This is a genomic window from Pseudoalteromonas galatheae, from assembly GCF_005886105.2.
Taxonomy (GTDB): domain Bacteria; phylum Pseudomonadota; class Gammaproteobacteria; order Enterobacterales; family Alteromonadaceae; genus Pseudoalteromonas; species Pseudoalteromonas galatheae.
On sequence record NZ_PNCO02000001.1, the window covers coordinates 803,684 to 825,416 of the forward strand.

The 21,733-nt window shown below is 43.0% G+C and carries 10 protein-coding genes; 2 read left to right on the top strand and 8 right to left on the bottom strand.

What is annotated here, in order from left to right:
- Positions 1-2: 2 nt before the first annotated feature.
- The 7 genes from CWC29_RS03515 to CWC29_RS03545 are packed head-to-tail and all read right to left on the bottom strand — an operon-like array spanning position 3 to position 18,535.
- The gene (locus CWC29_RS03515; RefSeq protein ID WP_138522403.1) at positions 3-4,067 is read right to left on the bottom strand and encodes a poly-gamma-glutamate synthase PgsB; all 4,065 of its coding nucleotides are present in this window, start codon (positions 4,065-4,067) and stop codon (positions 3-5) included.
- Positions 4,057-8,280, bottom strand: coding sequence for a hypothetical protein (locus CWC29_RS03520; RefSeq protein ID WP_138522405.1), 4,224 nt, complete (start codon positions 8,278-8,280; stop codon positions 4,057-4,059). The genes CWC29_RS03515 and CWC29_RS03520 overlap by 11 nt, the downstream gene beginning before the upstream one ends.
- Positions 8,259-9,011: a hypothetical protein gene (locus tag CWC29_RS03525; protein ID WP_138522407.1), complete on the bottom strand. Its 753-nt coding sequence runs from the start codon at positions 9,009-9,011 to the stop codon at positions 8,259-8,261. Before CWC29_RS03525 ends, CWC29_RS03520 begins: the two co-directional genes overlap by 22 nt.
- Positions 8,998-11,250 (bottom strand): hypothetical protein, encoded by a 2,253-nt coding sequence (locus CWC29_RS03530; protein ID WP_138522409.1) that lies wholly within the window; start codon positions 11,248-11,250, stop codon positions 8,998-9,000. Before CWC29_RS03530 ends, CWC29_RS03525 begins: the two co-directional genes overlap by 14 nt.
- Positions 11,237-14,341: a poly-gamma-glutamate biosynthesis protein PgsC/CapC gene (locus tag CWC29_RS03535; RefSeq protein ID WP_138522411.1), complete on the bottom strand. Its 3,105-nt coding sequence runs from the start codon at positions 14,339-14,341 to the stop codon at positions 11,237-11,239. The genes CWC29_RS03530 and CWC29_RS03535 overlap by 14 nt, the downstream gene beginning before the upstream one ends.
- Positions 14,342-16,315: a hypothetical protein gene (locus CWC29_RS03540; protein ID WP_128725507.1), complete on the bottom strand. Its 1,974-nt coding sequence runs from the start codon at positions 16,313-16,315 to the stop codon at positions 14,342-14,344.
- A 15-nt stretch (positions 16,316-16,330) separates the two neighbouring features.
- Positions 16,331-18,535 (bottom strand): CapA family protein, encoded by a 2,205-nt coding sequence (locus CWC29_RS03545; protein ID WP_209319016.1) that lies wholly within the window; start codon positions 18,533-18,535, stop codon positions 16,331-16,333.
- A gap of 290 nt (positions 18,536-18,825) precedes the next feature.
- Here CWC29_RS03545 and tyrR point away from each other — a divergent pair, with 290 nt between their 5' ends.
- Entirely contained in the window at positions 18,826-20,382 is a 1,557-nt protein-coding gene (tyrR, locus tag CWC29_RS03550) for a transcriptional regulator TyrR (protein WP_128725508.1), read from the top strand.
- 28 nt (positions 20,383-20,410) lie between these two features.
- On the opposite strand, the gene CWC29_RS03555 is transcribed toward tyrR, so the two are convergent.
- On the bottom strand, positions 20,411-20,905 hold the full coding sequence (locus CWC29_RS03555; protein ID WP_167815410.1) for a hypothetical protein: 495 nt from the start codon (positions 20,903-20,905) through the stop codon (positions 20,411-20,413).
- Positions 20,906-21,177: 272 nt separating this feature from the next.
- Between CWC29_RS03555 and CWC29_RS03560 the strand changes: the two genes are divergently transcribed.
- Positions 21,178-21,711, top strand: a complete 534-nt coding sequence (locus CWC29_RS03560; protein WP_128725509.1) for an acyl-CoA thioesterase — start codon at positions 21,178-21,180, stop codon at positions 21,709-21,711.
- Positions 21,712-21,733 lie beyond the last annotated feature (22 nt).

A 21,733-nucleotide genomic window follows, 5' to 3' on the forward strand; every position in this document is an offset into this window, starting at 1 on the left:
AGCTATTTTTTGCGGCGCTTACCACTTTGTAATTTCAGCCATCCTGGTTTTTGCGAGCGATTTAATTCACTTAAAATGAGCGTTGCCTTTTCTATTGTGATCCTAAAATCGGCGATATCTTTATACACTTGTACCGCGATCTTTTTCCTTTTTACCGCTGCGCCAGCATCTAAAAATGACTCGACCAGCTTGTTCAAAAACCGTGTTACCGGGGAGTGAGAAAAGGTACTATCTTTGCTTTCTAACCTTTGCTTCTGTTGCTCAAGCTTGCGCTTTATTTGCGTTAATTCAGCTTGACTGAATTCGCTTTGGGCATTGGGCAAAGTTGCAAACAATTCGAGCTTGTCAGCCAAGTATTGACACTCAATCGCACTGAGTTCCTCTTGCTGCAAGATTCTACTTAGGCCATTTCTAAACTCAGTTTGTGTCACGCTGCGGCGGCTCAAACGCTCGCAATGCTGATTAAATAATTGCCACTTTTGCCACATGTATACATAGCCGAGTCCCGCGCCTTTGATATTTTGCATCCCGACGATGATTTGATGTTCATTTGGCAGCGCTTGTTTAGCGATGATTTGATTTAACGGATCGGGCTTGATATCACTGTCATGCACTAACGTGCATTTGAGTTTAGCAAGCTGCTCTGCGAGGGCCGCTGTTTGTGAAAGCTTAGTGTTCAGATCTTCAACTTCCAAAATCGAATGGGCAATTGTCCACGCTTCAAAACGTTTTAGAATTAGCTGATGTGTTTCATCTTCACTGTTAAGTTGTGATTGTAGTGAGTCGATACTTGAAAACGCAGATTCAGGCAGCGTGTCTTTAGGGGTATTTAACGATGCAATCAGCGTCTCTTTCGATAGTAAAAGCCTAAAACGGCCAAGTAAGTCGCGCAGTGAGTCGTGGTCATTGTTGCTAAAAATACCGTGTAAGAGGTTTTCCAGTGCAGTGAGAAAGTACTTAAAAAAGCCATCAATATTGGTACCAATAACGACAACTACATCAAAATGCAGATCATTGGCCAGAATGTTCGCAAATACTTGTGAACGCGCAACACGATCGTTACGGTTGTTGATCAGTGCAACAATTTGCCCCTGCTTTCCCTGTTCAACGATGTTTAGACGTTTCCAGTTTTCAATCGTTGCCAAGCGTTCATTGGCAGACATGCTATTGATAAAACTTTGGCTAATTGTACCAATCTTTGCAGTTGCAAACTGTTGTAGCACCCCAACATCTGGAATAACTCTAGATGCCGTCTCTTTATAGACATAGTCCTTATTAATGCCAATGTATTGTGCCATCTTGCAGACCAAAGCGATATTATCTGGGTGCTCGGCATAGGGATATTTCGCGAGGATGTCAGGTGTGATCTGATATCCATCTCCCCAATGAATTTGAATAAGTGAGGTGTTTTTTTGCTCCGCGGCCAAGTTGAGCACAGAGGCCATATTCTGCTCGGCGGTGAACACTTGGGTGTTGTAGCCTAAAAAAGCAGACATCTCTTTTGCCACATCTAAACCTGTTGGGCCCAAAATATCTTCATGGTCTGGGTAGGCATTGGTAATGGTGGCAAAATTATCTTTCATCCAGCGAACTAGAATTTTTACATATCTAGGAGTCAGGCCCATACATTCCCACAGGAAAACGTCCGCTTTTACTTGTTTTGCAAAATGTAAAACATCAGCTTGCTCCCAAATACTCGCTTTATCGAAGGGCCTAAAAAGTGGGATCTCATACTGTTCGCCAGAAATCTTTGAATAGATAAGCATCGCCTCACAGCCGGTGGTTTTACTCACAACTCTCAGGGCTAAACTGCTAAATAACGCTGATTTTAGACGCTCGGTTCCTGACTTTCCTCGGGTTCCCCAGCCGCCAATGGAGACCGGAATGTGTTTGCGGTTTTGCTTTATTCTTTTACTGATATAAATATGGCGAGTCCAAAAGTAACTGATAAATGCAAGCACAAAGAAAACCAGCTGCGAAATACTATTTTGATAAATAGCATCAACATATTCTTTAAAACTGCTCCAAATGGTGAGCAGCGCTGAAGTAGCGCCTGAGCGCGTATAAAGTCGCTGAATGTCTGTCGCGACAGGGAATGGTGCTTTTGCGATGTCACCATAGGCACTAAAGTGCAACGAAAATCCAAGGGTGTTAAGTGTGTCTAAATACTTACCTTGCTCTAATTCGTTGCCTTTTCGTAGATGGTCAAGATCAGCAAACTGCCACGTTATAGTCCAGTAGGCTTTTAAGCGTCGCCATAAAGTTGGTGGCGGAATGACCGTTAAAATACCATCTGGCGTATAGGTTTTGGCATCTTCTTTACTATGGTCATTGGTAAGCACGCTTAGCAGAAAGTCGAGTAATGGCAAATGTGGTCTGCTGGTTTGCTCTGCGAGGTTAAAGAGTAACTCCCCAGGCACTGTTGTTTCGCTAATTTCTGCGGTAGTGCAGCTGGGGGCATGGATCAACACGCTGGGCTTTTTCGCTTTAGTGTGAGAATAGCTTTGACGCTTATCGGTACTTGGGTGTCTTATTTCGTGTAATACTCGCCATAACCTTCTTGCTTGACGGTAACCCTGTTGAATGCGCCAGCCTGTTTTCATTTTTGAGGCATTGAGGCTTTGACCACGCTGCGCAATATAAGAAAGTGAGCGGCCTAATTCATCTCGAGACCAATTTGCAAGTGCTTCACTTTGCTCTTTGGCTTCAAGAGATGCATTGAGTTGCGCTATGATGGCTTGATGATAGAAGCTACTTAACTGTTCTCTGGCTCTGGTGATATAACGGCAAACCGCGATGTTTGTTTCTCTCGACAAACAGTCATTTAAGGTATCAATAAAACGCCTAAAACAGAGATCAGTTTGATCTGACTCTAGCTGCATATTCAGCATAATACGCGCGCTTTGCTCAAGCGCTAAGCGCTTAAGTTGCATACTAAAATCACTTCTTAATACGCGTTGCCACAATAAAAATGCGAAGTCCTGTTGACAAAATCGGTCTGCGGATAGCTGTTTTATCAGAGTGAAGCGAACGGCATTTTCACTCTCTTGTTCAAACCGCTTGGTTATTAAATCTTGTGCAAATGCCGTAGGGTAAAACTCGACAAGCTCTAAAGTGACTTGTCGCACTCTTGGCAATGTGTGCTCACTCAGCGCACGAAGCATATTGAAATCTTTTTCAGTGAGCTTTGATTGGCTGACAATAATTTTTGGGAAAACACTTAAAATATAAAGTATTTCCGCGTCTACTTGCTGGCTATCGTTGTTGTTCGCTTCCTCTAGTAAAGCCCACATATAGGCGCGAATAAAGGTGGGGCGCTGATGTATTAAAATCTCTAAAATGTCGACGGTTGCCTGATAGGGCATGTTGTCAGACTCAAGCAGCTCAATAAGCTTGGCGATAAGCTCTGCGTTTAATTCTGGGTCGGCCTCATAACTATTTAACGTTGCGACCATATTAACTAGTGCACGGATCAAGCCATGACGAATGTGTTGATTCTGACTATGACCGAGTAAGCTCAAGCAAAATGGCTGCAAATCTAAGCGTTGCCAGGCATTTTCTAGCGTATCGTGGTGGGCACGTAGATAACGATTAGTTAGCGCGCCAAGTTTAGCTATTAAAAACTTAATCTGTTGCTCTAGCGAGGCAACTTGGTGCTGATATCGAGCAACCACAGCACCTTCGTCAAACCATCGTGAAAAAGCTTTTTTATCTTGCTCTAACACCGTTTTAGTTGCGCCAAGCTCCTGAGCATAGGCGATAATATGTAGTTCTTTTTCGCTGGCAAATTCAGACTTTGCAATACGTTGAACAAATCCGGTGTGAGCAACCTCTAGCTGCAAAATTTGCTCATTTAGGGTTTCAATCTTATGCCTTAAAAAAGCGATAGATTGAAGCATAAGCCAATCGGTTTCATCCTCATTTTCAGGTCGGTTGTAGAGTAGCTCCCATGCACATAGTTCGTCGATCAGCGCACTATACTTATGCTGATATAGGTTTAACCAAAACCTTTCAGTTTCGGCAAAAAATAGGGCTTCTAATTGACTCTTTAAGGCTTTAGCGCTCATGTAAATCTTGCTCTAATAAATGACTTAGCTGTAACGACTCGAAAATGATTTCGTCATGCGCATAGGGGGCAAAAGCAGTTTGCTGTAAATTACCTAAACGTACTTGGAGTCCGATTTGATGTGTATTGTTAAACCAGTCTTGAGTCCAAGTTACGCTCAACCAACCAGCGGTGTCATGACTAAAGTCAAAACCCGTTTGCCAACCTAATTGAGTTAAGTATTGCCATGTTGGGTTGGGGCGGTTCTGATCAGCAAATACATAGCTTGATGTTAATCCTGCGCTGAAAATATGGCCTTGATAAAATTGACTCCAATCAAATGAAAACAGTGCATTATCGAGCGTTTGCCAATCCTGATTAGACGTCAGAGTAACGCTTGAGCTGAAGTAGCTATCAACCCAAGGTTGATAGCGCAGCCCAGCATGCGCTTGCCAGCCATGTTTATGGTTATTACGGTAAAAGGTGTACATATCAGGACCAATTTGCTCGTCTGCAATAAACTCTTCCTTGCTGATACTGGTGTAAGTGTAAAAAGGCTGCCACCACCAAATGCTTCTAAAACCAGTATTATAGCGGTGAATTTGGCCAAGCTTTGCCGAAATACTTGAGCTTAAATGGGTTTCACTGATGGCCGTTGCATCTTGCCAGCGATTACGTATTCTCGCTTCTGCAAACCAACTCGACTGTTGTGAAAGCCAATCATATTGTCCGTTAATGGAGAAGGTGTCTTGATGATGATTGTCCATCGTGTAGAAAGTATCGATACGATACCAGTTATTCTCATCTTTCATTCTTAATGACAAGCCTAAATCGAGTGTGGTTCTGCTAGGACTAGGCTCTGTTGTTTGTACAATGTCATCGCTATCAATATTCAAAAAGCCTTCGACGCCAGTGCGACTTTCATCGGTTTCAATACGAGCGTGCTGAAATACTGGCTCAGCACTTGTTGGAGCCAACGGTTGTTTGGCTTTTAAAAACAGTGGTACTTCAGGCACTAGGTTAACGCGATGCAACGTTGGGCTTAACGTCCAGATAGACATGCGTGCTAACGTTTGCTGTTGTTGAGCGGTAAGTGAAACTTGTCCCGCTGGGTGAAAATAGGTGGCCTCACTTCTATTACCGTCTGCAAGAGTTTCAATTTTAATCAGGCTATCTCGAGTTAATTTTGCCGTGATAGGAGTGCTTTTGTCAGAGCGATAAAAAATTTGTCTAGTATCCAATGGAATATCATGCCATTGACCTTGATCGAAGTATTGCGGGCGTACGCTCACACTTTGTCCAGATAGAGGGTTGAGCCAGCGCAATTGCAGTAACCCTTGGCGTGTTTCGATTTGTTTAATGCCGTAATAGAGCGGTTGTGTAGGTTGCAATGAGATGACATCACCTTGATTTGGCCCTACTAGCTCTACATTAGCAGGCGGTGCTACAACGTGCTTAGCGGAAGAGTAAGCAAACTTTAGTCGTACTTGGACGTGTTGGTACTCAGAAAAATCAATAGTCAGTATTTCATTTGCTCTGAGCGACAGACCAGACAGCTGATTTTCTGTGAGGTGTGCAGTTATCTGATCACCAAAGCTTCGTGCTGTAAGCGTATCGACCTCGACCTTTTGTGTACCCACATAGCTTGTATATTGCTCGGCGGCTTGCCATTGACCATAGCGCATTAGGCGAGCATATAAATCGGTTAAGATGGCATCACCCGATAGGCTTGGGTGAAGACGTTGAAGGACTCTATTGTAGTCTTCATTTGTTAGTGCTTGTTGACTCAGTTGATATAAAGTATTTACGGCAATTTCTCTAGCGCTGAGCTCATTAGCTAGAAGTAAATCAGCGCTACTAACCAGGTGTGCAGACCGCTCTGCATTTGCGAGAATGTTCGAAGCTTCTGGTTGCACCTTGATATCCACAAACAAATCGTTTTCGCTGAAAAGGGTGAGGCTTTCATTCGCTGCTAACTGGATATATTGCTGTGATGCAATAGATAACCGAGTGGCTTGTGGCTGCAATTGTAAGTTTGCGGCGATATCGCTAAATATAGGTAATAGCTTAGTTTCGCCGTTGTGTTCGTACAGCAGCCATTGAGTATTTTTATATTGTTGCCCTTGGTAAGCCGCTCGTGCGCTCAGTTTTACTGTCAATGGCTTTTTTGCGACAAGTTTGATGGGGTTACCAAGGCTTAGTGAGTGTAGCTCGGTTTGATCATCCATCGACTCCACGGTCTGTACACCATAGTGATCAAGGCTGTATTGAGGCTGGGTAAATTCATTTGCTTGAATCATAGCCACTTGCTCGGCTTGTTCAGGTGTTAGCATCATTTGCTGACTTGTCCAAAGCGCCTCTTGCACAATTCCTGAGTCAAGCAGGTATGTCAACAGAATGTCATCGCATTGATATTGTGTAATATCCGCTCCGTAGGCGGCGCACAAAAGGCTAGCTTGAACATATTCACTCAGTACTAAGTATCTCGAGAGCAGCTCATTGGCAGCGTATTCTCTTAAAGATTGAGCGCTACTTTTAAGTAGTGATTTTAGTAGTACCTCGGCGTTTCCACTGCGCTCTAGTTGCGTCAAAATAGCAATATTAAGTTGCCAAGCCATTAGCATAACTTGCTCGCTATGGCCGTTCAAATAAGGCTTCAGTTTTGCAAGTGCAATGAGTGGCTTAGTCTTTGCTACGATTTGCAATTCTGCAAGTACTTTGATGGCAATAAACTGGCTATGGCTGTCTGTCTTGACACTTAACTCTGGTGCGCTCAGCCCGCTGAGAGATAAATTATAAGTATCTGCTCTATTTTGTTTGCTTCTTGTCAGCAGTTCTTGGATAAGTGACCCTTTGGATAATGCTTCCTGCGTCATAGGTAAGAAGTCGGGAAATGGTTGTAAGCGATTCACTGCTGCAGCGATATCAAGCGCTTGCTTAGCACCTTTTATCGTTATATTTGTCGATGCTGGGTTTACCTTTAGGGTAAGCCTTTGAAAGTGACCGCTAGGTGTAACCAGCAGCGAGTGTTGATCATGCTCGCTGGTGATGGTTAAGCGCTCTTTCGTTCTTGCTCGAATATATAGAGTAATCTCGTTATCAATCCTTGATATGTTCTCAAGGTTATAATTAAGTGGCTGAGATGACGTTATGTAATTCACTCGCTGGGCGCTTGAGGTGAGCAGTACATGACCTGAGACTGTGCGACTGCCAAGTGTCACTCCGCTTAGGGCAACATGATGAGTGAGCGATTGAGAAGAGCTTGGCGTTAAAAAATAAACCGTAGAGGCAATATCATTAAGCATTTGCTTACGCTTAAAAGCTATTGCTGTGTCTTCAACGTTAAAAGCGAGTGATGAAGTATCACCATCTATGTAGAGGGTGCTGAGCTGTTCGTTTAGCTGTTTGCTCCAGTATGGGTTAAACAACCGCTCTTGCTGCTTTATTCCTGCATTGTCATCGTATATACCACGATGCATTTGTAGTAAGTTGACATAGGTAGGCACGGTAGCTGTGATGGTGAGGTAGCTACCTTTTGGGACGGCAATGTAATCTTGATTAGACAAGCCTACTTTAGGCTCAAGGTACTCGTCCGCTTGGATATCTGATATCGCAATGGTGCTGATAACCTCACCATTGACTTTAATCGTGACGGTGCCATTTTGCGCAATCGCATGCAGATCTTTTCGAACCTCTAGTTTGAGCTTTTTGGCGTGTTCAAAGAACACGCTTGTCACTTGAGTAGGCTGTAGATGGAACCAGCGCTCTGTATCTTGCGCTAATTGTAGTGTTTGGTCGTCAAGCCCCGGCAGTCTAAGGGCTCTTCGATAAGGATCTCTGTGGCTGTGCATGCTGCCCTGCCAAAGTGCGAGAGTTTGATCACTATCACCTTGGTATGCAACCTGAATTAATCGATTTTGTTCCGTTGCGCTCAATTGGCAGCGGGATTGAGCACATAACCAGTCGGACGTTGGAATAGCACGCTGTAGCTCTGGCGTTTCACCTGCAAAAAACTCAAATGTCTCAAGGGAATTTGGTGTTGTGACTAACCAAGCACGGCTTGGCAAAAACAACCACGCTTTTTGCTGCGGTGCGAAATACTTGTTGGCACTAGCTTGAGTAAGTTGCATACGTGGCAAATCAACCCATTGGGCAGCCGTTTGTATCCCTACCTCATTGGCTCGGGATATCGTTGCAAACAGCAATAGTGTCATTATAAAAGTGATTGCACGCATTGAGTAAACTGCTCTAGTTGTTGATTGTTATTAATTAATTGCTTTCTTATTTGATAGCTTAGTTCAATATGGATAAAACTATATTCTGGGAGCGTAAGTTGATGTAGGACATTTTTCGTCCCGCCTAATTCTCGCACCTCTTGCGGATAAATCAGCGTCCGATAACCTTGTTTAACAAGACAAGATTTCAACTTCCATAGTGTGTCATTATTACTTTTGCCTTGGCTTAATATTATCTCACTTAGTTTACCTGCGTCGGACTTTCGCTTTTTCTGACTAAACCCATGTATTTGGAACACTTTTGCTTTTGGATGTAAAGATGTAAAACCTACAACCGCTGAAGCGTGAATATTGTGTGTTTGCTTGGCGTAATCATAGGTTTTTGCTGTGTCATTGCTCTTGTATCTGTGCTTTGTGTTGCTCACGAGTACTTGGCAACTGTGTTGGAAAATATGCTCACCAATGGTCAGTGTATGCTTATCATGAAAACGATGTGGAACAGATACCACGCAAGGTCGATGCTTTGGCGCATAAATGACTTCGCCATGCGCATCACTTTGAGGCTTTGGCGTCAATGTAAATTGCTCTGCTTGATGCGTTAATTGCCAGCCGTCGAGCGTCACAGGTTGGTTAAACCAGTGCGCCATTGTGCTGCTGCTGGGAACCGCAGCATTAACATTTAATGGCAGGCTGAATATAATGTAAAGCGCGTAGCTACTAAGGCGTCTCATTTTGCCACCAGTTTAATGTTGCATCAGGCTGTTCATGTTCCTCCAGTACACTTATCCAAACATCATGTGAAAAGCGAAGCGTTATGGTGTTAGGTGATGTTAAGTCTTGAAACAGTGGCAAAGTAATACTTGGGTACTCGTACAGCTCAGTGTGACTAGGGTTAAAAAACATCCTCATTTGTGCTGTGTTTGGATGTAGGACAAAGTGTTTAGCTAAAATGGTGTACTCATCGCTTGGGGTGAGTACCTTAGTGCTATCCAGAGTGGTTGCAACGGTGATTTTATCTTGATAGTCGGTACTAAATACTTTGACGACCAAAGCGTTAGGTTGCAGGTTATTATCACTAACAGCAACAGTGATTGGTGTCGCTTTAGCCACTTTGTACAGGCGGATCTTCCTCACGGTTCTGGGTAACCCTTGATTGATAAAAAGTGCTTGGGTGTTAGCTAACGCCTCTACTTGCAAGCTGTTCAGGGGAACTTCAAATAGCATTGGTTTACGCTTTTGCTTCACAATCACACTGCTTGGGTAGTTTGTTGCTTCACCGAGCTTAAAGAGTTCAGATTTAGCTATCTGACGATACTCAAATTCCATTTTCGGTACTGAATTGTCAAAGTAAACTTGCTCAATGGGTACCAGTGCGATATCTGAGACAGGTAAAAGTTGATTCAAGTCTTTGGAGCGATATTGAGGTAGAAACTCAGGTACTTCGGGTGGCGCTTCAAATAGACGCACGGACACTATCTGTTTTTGTGTATGGAAAAGGTAGTGGTTGTCGGCCTTTTGACTAAACCATGCATCGATACCTTGATAGGTTGGGTTTTCAGGGTTGCATATAGATTCGCAGCGGTGGCTCAGGTAATTAAATGTTGGGCTGCGGGCTTGCAATTTCACCATCGCGTCTTCGGCTTCAATTTTGATTTGGTTAACGCTATTTGGAATTGCCAAGTAGCGCTTTTGGGCTGTTGGTAAGGTTTGACGCTCCGTGGTTTCAGTTATCAGTCTATCGTACAGAGCTTGTTCTGCTGTTGCGGTAAAAGCATAGTGCTTGATTAGTTTATTATTGCTATAGAGACCTACCGAAATAGTGCTGCCAATGGGCGCGCGCCATTCTAGAGCGATATCGCTTTCAGGTGACACTTGATAGTAAACCGGCGTTTGTGCGTTTAACATGTAATAATAGCTATGCAGCGGGACTATTGGATCAACACCATTGCCAAATACTCGAATGCTGGTTGGAGAATTTGAGCTAATGGTTACAAGGCCGGCTGGTAAGTTGCTCAGTTTTGATTGCGTATTGGATAGCATCTCAGGCGTTAGTTGCTTTGGCGCGTCGAGCTGGCGTAAATCGTGCCAAACAAAAATAAGATCTGCATTTTCGGGGTGGCTTAGTGAATATTCCGTGTGTTCATAGACACGAAAACTGGCGCTAAGCTGCTCAGAAATAAACAAACTGTCTAAATCTAGCTGGGTCGAGAAATCATGGTTAAGCACATTGTAGGGGAGTGACTCGTATAACAAGTCAGCACGAAAGTCGATGTTTGGCACGCCCTGTGGTGCTAGTTTTTGCCAATCCAGCATGACCGAATTGTATTTTTCTTCGTTGGTTAAGGCGTTTTCACCTATAGTGTGATAATTCGTCATGCGTTCGCGCCACTCTGTTGGCCTTTTAAGCCACGCTTTGGCGGGGTCGGTAATACTGTTACTGGTTTGGGCATGGACACGTACCACAACGCCTTTAAGCTGAGCATTTTCTGGTATCAACTTTAAAGTGATAGTTGTAGCCTGTTGTAATTCTTCACGATTTAAATAGAAGGATTGCCCCGACGCCACGGCCAACGCTTCACGGTTTTCAATAATCTGTTTTACCTGTTGCTGAAAGTCGTTTGAGGCAGCTTTAGCCGCATGGTGATAAGTACCTTTATAAATAACCGTTCCCTTTGTATCAAGCAATTGATATTCAATAGCGTAGTTAACAGGCTGATCATCCAACGGCTGAGATTCGAATATCCCATTGGACAACACCCGAACAGACATAGTCCGAGAGGGAGAAAATGAAAATTTCAGTATACCGTCGGTTTTTAGCCAATGAACATTGGAGCGAATATTAAATAGAGTCGAAGTATTTGAGGGTTCCGCCGATTTTACCCACACAAAGAAAGTAACGGCAACCCAAACGAAAAGTAGTAGAAAAACCGCAACAATAGTAAATCGTAATATCTGCTTAATCCAAAACATAACGCCCCTCATGAACCGCTTTCGCATAAGTGGCTAAATCAATAACGCGATTTCTTCTTGGTAAGTATAACGCTAGCAGTCTGTTGTCACGCGTAAACATTAATCCCAGTTCACCATTTCTCTGTGTGCTGAAAACGCTTATGTCACATTTTCTTTCGAATTGGCAGAGTGCATGGAGCACCGGTAAATGTTGGGTGGTGGCATAACGCCTTGTGGCCACGTTAAGTGCGTCAATAAATTGCGGAGTGGCCTCGTGCCAATCATTTGGAGAAAGGGTAAGTAAGTCGATTACTTTGAGCTTAGGTGTGTGTGCAATAGCCAAAAGGCGCTGCAATAAGGCATCATTGGCAATAGCAAAGTGCGATTTAAAATCTGATGCCAACCACAGTGCCGCTAACTCACTTTTTGGCGCGAACAGCTGATATCCAGACTGTGGGGTGGTCCCGAGCTCTAAGCCTCTTGTCGCTTCTTGTCCTAATACGGTTTGAGTATTAACACCCAGATCTGCCAGCACCCTTTGTAGTTTAGCAATAGTGTCATTATGAATAGGGTTAGGCGTAGTGAATTGGTAAGCAAGCGCTGAAGGTCTGACACTTGCGGGCGCGCTATGACTGCGGATCTGTAAATTAAGTAAAGGGTTATCATAAAAGTAGCGCTGTGCACTTTGATACACCACATTAAACAATGAGCGCACGTTATCGGCTGCCATTACGTTTGCGTCGATGCTGGTGTATGGATGAGCACCAGCGATTGCCAGCAACTTTGCATGGGTTGCCGTAAACAGTTGGCCTGAAAATTCCAAAGTGTTGCTCTCAAAAAGCGGTCTTGGTACGGCTATTGTGAGAGATGGCTTAGCCAACAAGGCAATAAAATAAATCCCTTGACCCAAATCATAGGCAGACTTGGTATCTAAAGGAGAAATCGCAACGAATTGCCCTTGGTTATTTTCAACTAAAGTTAATTGATACTGTAATAGGTTTGCTACGCGATTTATTTGACTCAGCCTTACCTTAAGCGTTTCTGGCGCCGTGACTATCTCAAGGTTTTGAGTGATGGCAAATAGCGGCCTTAATACCTCATACTCCCACAATGCAGCACTGGAATCACTCAGTGCACTAAATGCGCCGCTGCCTTTGGCACTAATGTGACTTGAAAAAGCTTCAATCAGAGCCAGTATGCTCTCATCGCTTGTGCTTATCTTACCTATGTCTTTATTGATACGTTGTAGGCCATATGCGCTGAGTAACGAGGAATAGCTATCCGAGCTTAAGTACGCCTCTATCATCTGGCCATGGAACTGGATGTAAGGTAAATGTGCATTTTCTGCGAGACCAAAGTGTGCATCGCTGATGTTGAGCAAGGTAGCAAGTTCAGATTGTTGCACTGAGTTGGGCACACTGTTAAATATCCACATTTGCGCTTTTTCTTTCAAACTGTGTTGGTGCAACACCTGACTTACTTGACGATTAACCTCTCTGAGCTGGACGACCTCTGGGATATCCATTGCCATGAAAAAGTCACGATAGAACTCACTTTGTTTGCCATTCTTATCGCCACTTTGGTTAGGCCGTGCATTACCAAATGCGATAGCTTGACTTTGCCAGTAGGAAAACAAAATGCCACCAGCCTCACTGGCTAGTCGTTCAGCGGTGGGATAAGGCACACTGATTATATGTGCTTTTTGCGTTGCTAAGTTAATAATAAACAAGCCTCGTTTACTATCTTGTTGATTATCTTTAATCACTAAAAACTGTGTCGAGCGCTGTAAAGAAAAACCAGCTTGACGCAGTAAAGTGGCAGCCTCAGCATAGTTTGAATCAGTGTCTTGTTTAATCAGTCTGATAGCTTGTTTAAAGTAACTGCGTTGCTGTTCGGTTACATATTGGCTGACATTCACGTTGGTTGTACTTTGAGTATATAATTGGCTTTTGTAGTCACTTATCACTTGGCTGAGTGTTAAATCACTGGTTGTTTCGTCTATCGCTATTGTATTACTTTTCTCGAATAGGCTCGGAATAACCATAATCGCAAAGCCGATACAAATGGCGATAAAGCCACCGACAATTGAAGTTTGAAAGGTTGCTCGGATCACAAGACCAAGCGCATTTTTTTGATAAATTTTAAGGGCTAGTAAGGTCGATAGCATGTAGCCAAAAGCAAAGGTATCAGTCACTTTTAAGGCAGGGAAGTAACCGACGACGACGTAATTCAAAATAAGCTTGTAGACAAAGCCAATGTTAAAAAACAGTAACATGAGGCGCGCGCCTTCGATATTGGCGTGTTTTAAACGAGTAAAGTTTAAAACTAAATATCCAAAGACTAAAATAATCGCGGTTTCTACGAATGAGGTGAGCAGCTTTGTGGGCTGCATCAGTTGCAGTGCCAGCAGCGCTGGCAGCATAATACCATTAAATTCCCAGCCGTATTTTAAATTAGCTCTTGATGCAATAAAAGCGGTGATCACTAAGATAATGTAAGCTTTAGGGGCTGCAATGATGGAGGCTGCAACCGCTTCATACATGACGGCAAGATTAGCAATGCTAAAATTGGTGAATGTCATCAACCCGAAACGAATGATGACATAGGTCACAATTAACTGAATAGCAGTGACTTTTACGCCGTATTTAAAGCCGCCATTCCACATTACATTGGCTGTCAAGGCGATGATAATAAGCCCGAGACTATAAAGCTGTGCTGCGTAATCAAACGTGATGTCCCATTGTGTGAGGTGCGCAGCGACTACTGGCCAAAACAACACATCCATGGTAACTCGAACAATAATACTTAACAAAACGATGGCAAAAAAGCGGTCACGACCGAACATTTCAGCATAACCCAGTCGCTCAACAAGTGTTTTGGCAAAGAACCGCATCAAGCCGTAAACGACAATAGCCTCAACAATGATCACCCAGGCGGATGTTGGACTTACAATGAACAATGGAACTAGATAACCTGGGACCACCAAACCGGTTAGCGGGAAGCCAAACCTAAGATTGAAGAATGCAACAACCGCGATGCCTATCCAAACACAAGTAATAACGGACTGCCCAAGTCCGCCTGCGCTCGGAAATAGCATCAATGTCCAGTCCATCTATTTGACATCCCACTCTTCAGGCAAAATCTGCTCATTAACTGCAAGCTGCTCTGACAAGTGTGTTAAAAAGGCTTCTTTATCATCTAGTTGAGATAATTGCTCTCCAAGGTCGATGAACTCAAACAACACCCCGCTGGTTTCAAAAGGTGTGCTGGTATTAAGGCTCGTTGATTGTTTAAGTAAGGCGCGAATGCTTAGTAAATAAGTGCGATTGTCCAAATAGACGGGCAACACGATTTTACCACGTTTGAGTGTTAAATAGCGTAGCTTTCCTTTGGCTTGTTCACTATCCATCTCGGTACAGCGGCAAAGCAAGTCTAAAGCAGACATGTCAAAAATAGACAGACTATGCTCCCTAGCAAAGCGCTCAAGCGATTCATTTACCTGCACAATTTGGCCAAACAAGTTATATAAGATGCTGGCACTATGGAGCTGATTAAAAACATGCTCCAGTGAGGTGAGTTTTTGATCCATTTCATTAATTGCATTTTTGACTTTATGGCTTAATGGCTCTTTCAGAGAAAAGGTTAGTGCTCGAGTTAGTGTGCTCTTGAGGTTTTTCTGCTCAGCAGAAAACACTTTATAGTGAAATAACAACTCACCAATTTGGTGCGCAAAGAGATTCACATTTTTGATAAACGCTTGCTCGTCAAAGTTATCTTGTGGAGTGACAGTTAGCGCCCAAAAGCCTCGAACATCTCCCGCATACATTAAAGGCGCGATATACTGCTGCTCATCTTCCGCTAGATGTTGGAAGAAAGGGCGGGTAATTTTGATGGCGCCAAACGCTTTGATTGCATCTGAATAAGGTACTCGCTCGTAGTCTCGTCGCATCTCTAAGATATCACTGAGCTGACAGTGTATTGCACGTATTTCAGTTACTCTGTGGTCACCCTCTAAGCGGGTGAGAAAGATACTTCTTTTCAAGTTGAGCTGTTGATTAACCAGTTGGATTATCGCATCCCAAGGCTCGTTTTGCTCTAGGAAGTGACGCGGAAGATATCGACCTAACATACGTTGCTGGATTAGTGCTATCAGTGATTTTAGATTTTCTTCTTCTGACCATTTCAATGAGATAAATACCCAAAGTAGCGTCAGCCATATCAAAGACAACAACTCCCCAAGCGGCAATAACACTGAATACCAATGATGCGCAGCGAGGCCACAAACTACAAGTAAAATACTGGCCAAGGAAGCGATGACCAAGTTTGTCTTAGTTGCATTCCTTTGGTACCACACCAAGAACAATATTGATGCAAGTAACATAAGTGCAGTTATCATCGCTTTATGCAAAGGTTGGATAAAGCTGTCTGATGCAAAGCTGTTGGCGATAAATGCTTGTAGGTAAACTGGCGGAAGTTCTTGCGCACCGAAATAAGCGCCGCTATCCAAGGATGAAAATTTTGAATGCTGGGCAACTAAGATCACTTTTTCACTGAGTTGTGCTGTGAATAGATCCTCATCCAGTACTCTCTGTGCACTGAATTTTGGTAATGAATAATAAGGTAGTGAATAGTCTATTATTTTGTTGAGGTATTCACCATGCTGAGGAAAGATCTTATCCCATAGTATTTCACACGAGCTCGCCGGTGGTGTGAGACTGATTGCGCTGCCATACCAGTTTTCTGTGTCCAACAGACAGACTGATGACGTATTAAAAGGATAATATACAGGAACACGGCTTTGTTGCGGTGAAAGCGCTGTATTAGAAAAGAACACAACGGCTTTTGGCTTATAGCTAGAAAGTGCTTTTACCAATTGTTGATGTTGCTGTTGTAAGTTCTCTGCTTCAACCACAACGACCTCAGTTGCTTGAGTGGCATTGAGCTTAGAAAACCATTGCAAGCCAATTAGGTTAACCTGCTTATACAAACCAGATACTGAAACGAGCAATAAAATAGCGAATAAGCTCATAAATAGCCAAAACTCACGTTGGCGCTTTATAAAGTTTAATTGACTAAAAACCGACATGCTTTATTTATTCTCTTATTGTTGGCTAAAAGTGAGAGTCAGCTCAGTCGTCTTCGCTACTTTTATTTTAATAAATTCTAGGCCATGAATTTGTGCGCTTTGCCACTGACCATTTTGAAGCTCTAGTGGGCGCTGCCACGAGATCATCGCAATATCATCTAAGAATAAGGCACTTTCACCGCTACTTGGTGGTGCCATGGATAGGCCAAACTGCACTCCACGAGCAGGCAGTCCTTCATCGCCAAGCACAATGGAATCGTCAGGTAAGGTAATATCTTGTCTAAACGTTTGCCAGTCATAGCTGCCAGCTGTTTTTAACAGTGGCGTTGACTCGGAAAAGATAAGGCTATCTTCTGAAGTTAAGATGCGGATATCGGCCTTGAATTCACCTGCATTGTCTCCTTTAGCATAACCAAAAAGTGACAGCTCATGGTAAGCCTTTGCCGTGCTCGGCGCTGGTGTTATTGGCATGGTGCGAATAGTATGCTTGAATGGCACACGCGTTGGCGTTTCATTAAATTGTGTTCGCTGTAAGCAGAGCCCTTGTGAACCTCGATATTTGCCGACTAAACAGGGCGCGATATCGTCAGCCTCAATCAACCAACGAGAGACTTCTCCTTTTTCGTCATCGCTGTCCCAGTCCTCAAAATCGCCAAAGAACAATAAGTCGCGACCAAGCACAAGCTCTGCTTGAGCATTACTAGAAGTGAGTTTGCTAAGAAACTCAGCACTGTTTGAATATTGGCGTAAATCAACAATGTGCTCACCGGCTTCCAAGGTAATGACTTTTTGCTCGATTTCTTTTGCTTGAATAGGTTTATCAAAGGTGACTTCTGCAAATCCAGAGCGCAATGAGATACCAATTTCGGGTGAAGAAAATTCAGCGATGCGTTTTAGTAGGGCATTGGCAAGATCGCCACTTACAAACTTAGGAACATAGTCTTCTAGATAAACGGGATAGGCTTTTAATGCACTGATTTTAGGAGTGCCTGCGGTTTCTAATTCGACAACAGTGATCAGTCCTAAAAAGGTCTCAAGACGATTTTGCTCAAACACAAAGTTGCCCAGCCCAAGTATGGTTGGTACGCCATTGTATAGTCCAAACCCTTGTGCAACGTGAGGATGATGCGCGATCATTAAGCTAGCGCCATTGTTGGAGAGTAAATCAAAGCGGTTTGAAATATACGCTGTTGGCGCGTAAGCATACTCATCACCACCATGTAGTTGAGCTACAACAAAGCGGCCGTTGTTACTGGCCTGAACCACCGTTTCTCTAATGCCGCTGGTGTCAGTCAGATCGGCAGCGCCCCCTTTAGCGTCTGATGCCACGTATGTAACAGTATGTTGGTCGCCAGTTATAGAAGTCGCCGAGACAAAATCTATGGTTGCTTCACCAAGGCTTAAACTATAAGGCTTGAATGCCTCGGTCGCATTTATGCCAGCGCCACTGTGTTTAAACCCTGCTTGTTCAACATACTTCAAGGTATCGTTAAGTCCTGGAGCTCGATAGTCATAGACATGGTTATTGCCAAGAGCTACGTAGTCAATACCCAAATCGTTGAGGGCAATTAATGATTCCGGCAAACTAAAAAATGCGAACTCTTTACTTGGGTGGACCGTGGTTGGGTTTTTTAAGATTGGAGATTCCAAGTTAACCGAAGCAAAATCAACATTTTTAAATAAAGGATGCATAAACTTTACTAGCGCTTGGGCATCAGGACCTGCGCTTTGAGGTTGGATCAGTCCGTCAGGTGTGCTTGGCAATGAATTTCCCATCGTAATTAAATTTGGGTTGAAATAACGACGCCCAAACATGGTATCACCAGCAAAAAGTATGGTTTTTAGGGTGCTCGATTTGGCTTTTAGTTCAAGCGAGAGTTGGTGTTCGTTATTATTTTGATTCGCTAACGTAAATACCAAAGGCAAGTAATCTGGGTGAGATACTTCTGCAACATAAGTACCATAAGCTAAAGTCGATAAGTCAAACATGCCATCGCTATTTGAGGTAAACGATTGACCATTTATAGTGAGATTAGCGCCGGCGATGGGCGCTGTGTTTGCATTTTTCAACAATACACTTAAATTGGGTGTCTCTTTATCTCTATCTTGCTGGCTTTTATCTTCATCTTTATCAGTTTGAGAAGGCCCTGTTTCATTTGGATCTTCTACAGAACAGGCTGTGAGTGCAATTAGTAGTACCAAGCTTAGTATTTTTTTCATAGTGGCCAACCTGCTTTCAAAAAAGATACATTATTTAATTCTTTAGTATTATATCTATAAGTGTTTATGCGTTGCAATCTTTTGAAATAGAATATGATTTTCTAAATCAAAAACTTAATAAGCGCTGAAAGGTGTTTTAATAAGCAACTTTTTTCTGTTCACTATTAGTATAGGGTAAGAATTTACGAAAGTAGACAAAATCCTGTTCAATATTCTTTACGTTTTTCTAGTCGGCCAGCTATTCTTAGAGTATGATCTCATCAATTGTTAAAACCCGCTTTGAGGAACAAATGCGTCTAGAGATACATTGCGCTGACCGTATTGGTATTGCCCAAGAAATTCTCAATATCTTGGTGAGTTACCGTGTCGACTTAAAAGGTATAGAAGTTGATTCAGTAAATTGTCGAATGTACGTGAGCTTTCCACCCATCGAATTTGAACAGTTCCAGAAAATTATGCCTGAGATCCGTTTAATTGATGGCGTTGAAGATGTTCGTACTACCGCGTTTTTACCATCAGAACGTGAGCATAATGAGTTGAATACTTTGCTCAGCGCTTTGCCTGATGGCGTAATTTCTATTGATGCTAAAGGTTGGGTTCGTCACTGCAATGACGCAGCTTGTCGTGACCTAAACATGGTTGAGAAGGAAGTGATCGGTGCTAATATTAACAACCTTTTGAAAGGATTTAATTTTACCCGCTGGTTAGAAGGTAAAGAGGTATTAGGCCAAACGACTCGAGTAGAAGTGGGTGGGGAAGATTTTATTGCTGATATTTTGCCAATTTCGGTACCTCAGGGGATCGAAGGTGACGTATTAGCAGGGGCGGTAATTAACATCAAGTCGCAGTCGCGATTAGGCCAACAAGTCAGTGCATTTCGTCGTTATGGTCAAGAAAGCTTTGCAACCATTCACAATCACAGCACAGCGATGCGCAGAGTCGTACGTGAAGCCAGAAAAATGGCACAGCTAGAAGCGCCAATTCTGATCACAGGTGAAACTGGTACGGGTAAGGAGCTGCTGGCTAGAGCATGCCATTATGCTTCCAATCGTTCGCTAAAACCCTTTATCGCACTTTCTTGCGCCTCATTACCTGATGACGTTGCTGAATCCGAGCTTTTTGGTTACGCAGGATATGAAGAAAATGCAGCGCCAAAACGCGGTGTATTAGAACAGGCTGATGGTGGCACGGTATTTCTCGACGAAGTGGGTGAAATGTCGACACAGTTACAGACTAAGTTACTGCGTTTCTTACAAGATGGTACTTTCCGTAAAGTCGGTGACGAAAATGAAGTTAAGGTCAATGTTCGCATCATAGCTGCAACGCAAAAAGATTTGCCTGCAATGGTGCAAGAAGGTGCATTCAGAGAAGACCTTTACTATCGTATTAACGTACTAACACTTGAAATTGCGCCGCTCAGAGATAGGAAAGCAGATATCGGGCCTCTGGCTGAGCATTTTGTACAAAAATATGCCCAGCAAAATGGCCATCCAGCGCCAACTCTTGCTAGAGAATGTATTGAGTTTTTAGAGAATTATCCGTGGCCTGGTAATGTGAGGCAGCTAGAAAACGCTATTTATCGTGCAGTTTCGTTGCTTGACGATAAAGAACTTCGTACCGAGCATCTAAACCTACCGACCTTTACGCATGACTTAGGTTATTTGGAGTCTGACTTTGAAGGGACGTTAGACCAAGCCGTGAAGCGGTTTGAAGCAACTTTGTTGCGCAAACTTTACCCTGCTTATCCAAGTTCACGACAGCTGGCGAAACGTTTGGGATTGAGTCACACAGCCGTTGCCAACAAGCTGCGTGAGTATGGGATAAACAGAAAAACAGTCAAGGTATGATCTGAAGGCCATGCGGTGTGTGTGGCCCTTATGATTTGGTTCCCATGTCTTTTGTCACGCCATCGACCTTAATATTCTTAATGCCATCTTCTTCAAAAGAGAGTGTGATACTAACGTTATCTCGCGCAAAGAAATAATCTATCCCATTTACTGTCAAGACGTAATTACCCTTCACAGAGTCACTAAACTCTTTTTTCACAAGAGAGATGTGATGATCTGCAATTTGCCACTTAAACTCAGAAATAAAACCTTGATTGAACTCTTGGATCCAAACGCGGGTATCGTCTTTACTTAGCGTGATGGCGACAGAGTATGACTCTGGTAATTCAGACATGTCATAGAGATTCGCACCTATGCGAAATTGTTCAGTCTGTTTGTTCCAAGCAAAACCAAACTCAAACGCTTTTTCTACACCAGTTGGGTAAGTTAATGTGCCTTCTCCTTTAAAGTCAAAGTCTGCGTAGCACACGCTGGAAAAGGCAAGTAACAAGGTAAAATAAGTAAAAAGGGAAAATTTTTTCATCGACTTCACTTTAGCTATTATTAATTATAGACTTGGCCATGCCCAAGCCTAATTCGTTGTTTCTAAACTTATTTTGCAGGCTTCTCTCGCCATGATAGTAAGGCGCTCATTCTTCGAAGCTCAGGATATTAATCTAGTTTACCAAGAGCATTACCGCAACTAAGGGTCAAAGCAATGTATCGGTTATAGAAGTAAGCGTAGCAAAATAATCACTTTAGAATATGAATTGCTATGCTAGAATCGAAAAATTATTAACTGGTAAGACCATTGTTATGAATTTATATTTCCGTTTACTGCTGTTGTTTTGGAGAATAAGACAGAATAAACAAATAGCAGATTCCATTTTATCGCCGATAGATATTGAGTATCGTGCCCTACCAAGTGACTGTGATATTAATATGCACTTGACCAATTCTCGATATCTTGCGTTCATGGACTTGGCACGTACTTGGATGACAGAGCGAGTTGGATTATTTGCAGCTGTGATGAAACGCCGCTGGTTTCCAATTGTGAACGCAACGGCGATTACTTATATTCGTGATATCAAACCACTGCAAAAGTTTACCATTACCACTAAGGTGGTGGGGTGGGATCATAAATATTTTTACATTGAGCAGCGATTTCATTCGAAGCGTGGACTACATGCGATTGCGTATGTTCGTGGAGTATTCAAGCGCAAAGGTGGGGTAGTTACAGTTGAGGAAATGTTGGAAGTGGCAGGGTTTAACGGTGAAGCACCTATTTTATCTCCTGAGATTATGCATTGGAAAGCCATGTTAGAGGCAAAGAAAAACAGTAATATATAAATTATAAAGGCCACATCAGTGG

Coding starts and splice junctions, on each gene's coding strand:
- CWC29_RS03515 (WP_138522403.1), bottom strand. CDS start 4,067: ATGAGCGCTAAAGCCTTAAAGAGTCAATTAGAAGCCCTATTTTTTGCC.
- CWC29_RS03520 (WP_138522405.1), bottom strand. CDS start 8,280: ATGCGTGCAATCACTTTTATAATGACACTATTGCTGTTTGCAACGATA.
- CWC29_RS03525 (WP_138522407.1), bottom strand. CDS start 9,011: ATGAGACGCCTTAGTAGCTACGCGCTTTACATTATATTCAGCCTGCCA.
- CWC29_RS03530 (WP_138522409.1), bottom strand. CDS start 11,250: ATGTTTTGGATTAAGCAGATATTACGATTTACTATTGTTGCGGTTTTT.
- CWC29_RS03535 (WP_138522411.1), bottom strand. CDS start 14,341: ATGGACTGGACATTGATGCTATTTCCGAGCGCAGGCGGACTTGGGCAG.
- CWC29_RS03540 (WP_128725507.1), bottom strand. CDS start 16,315: ATGTCGGTTTTTAGTCAATTAAACTTTATAAAGCGCCAACGTGAGTTT.
- CWC29_RS03545 (WP_209319016.1), bottom strand. CDS start 18,535: ATGAAAAAAATACTAAGCTTGGTACTACTAATTGCACTCACAGCCTGT.
- tyrR (WP_128725508.1), top strand. CDS start 18,826: ATGCGTCTAGAGATACATTGCGCTGACCGTATTGGTATTGCCCAAGAA.
- CWC29_RS03555 (WP_167815410.1), bottom strand. CDS start 20,905: ATGAAAAAATTTTCCCTTTTTACTTATTTTACCTTGTTACTTGCCTTT.
- CWC29_RS03560 (WP_128725509.1), top strand. CDS start 21,178: ATGAATTTATATTTCCGTTTACTGCTGTTGTTTTGGAGAATAAGACAG.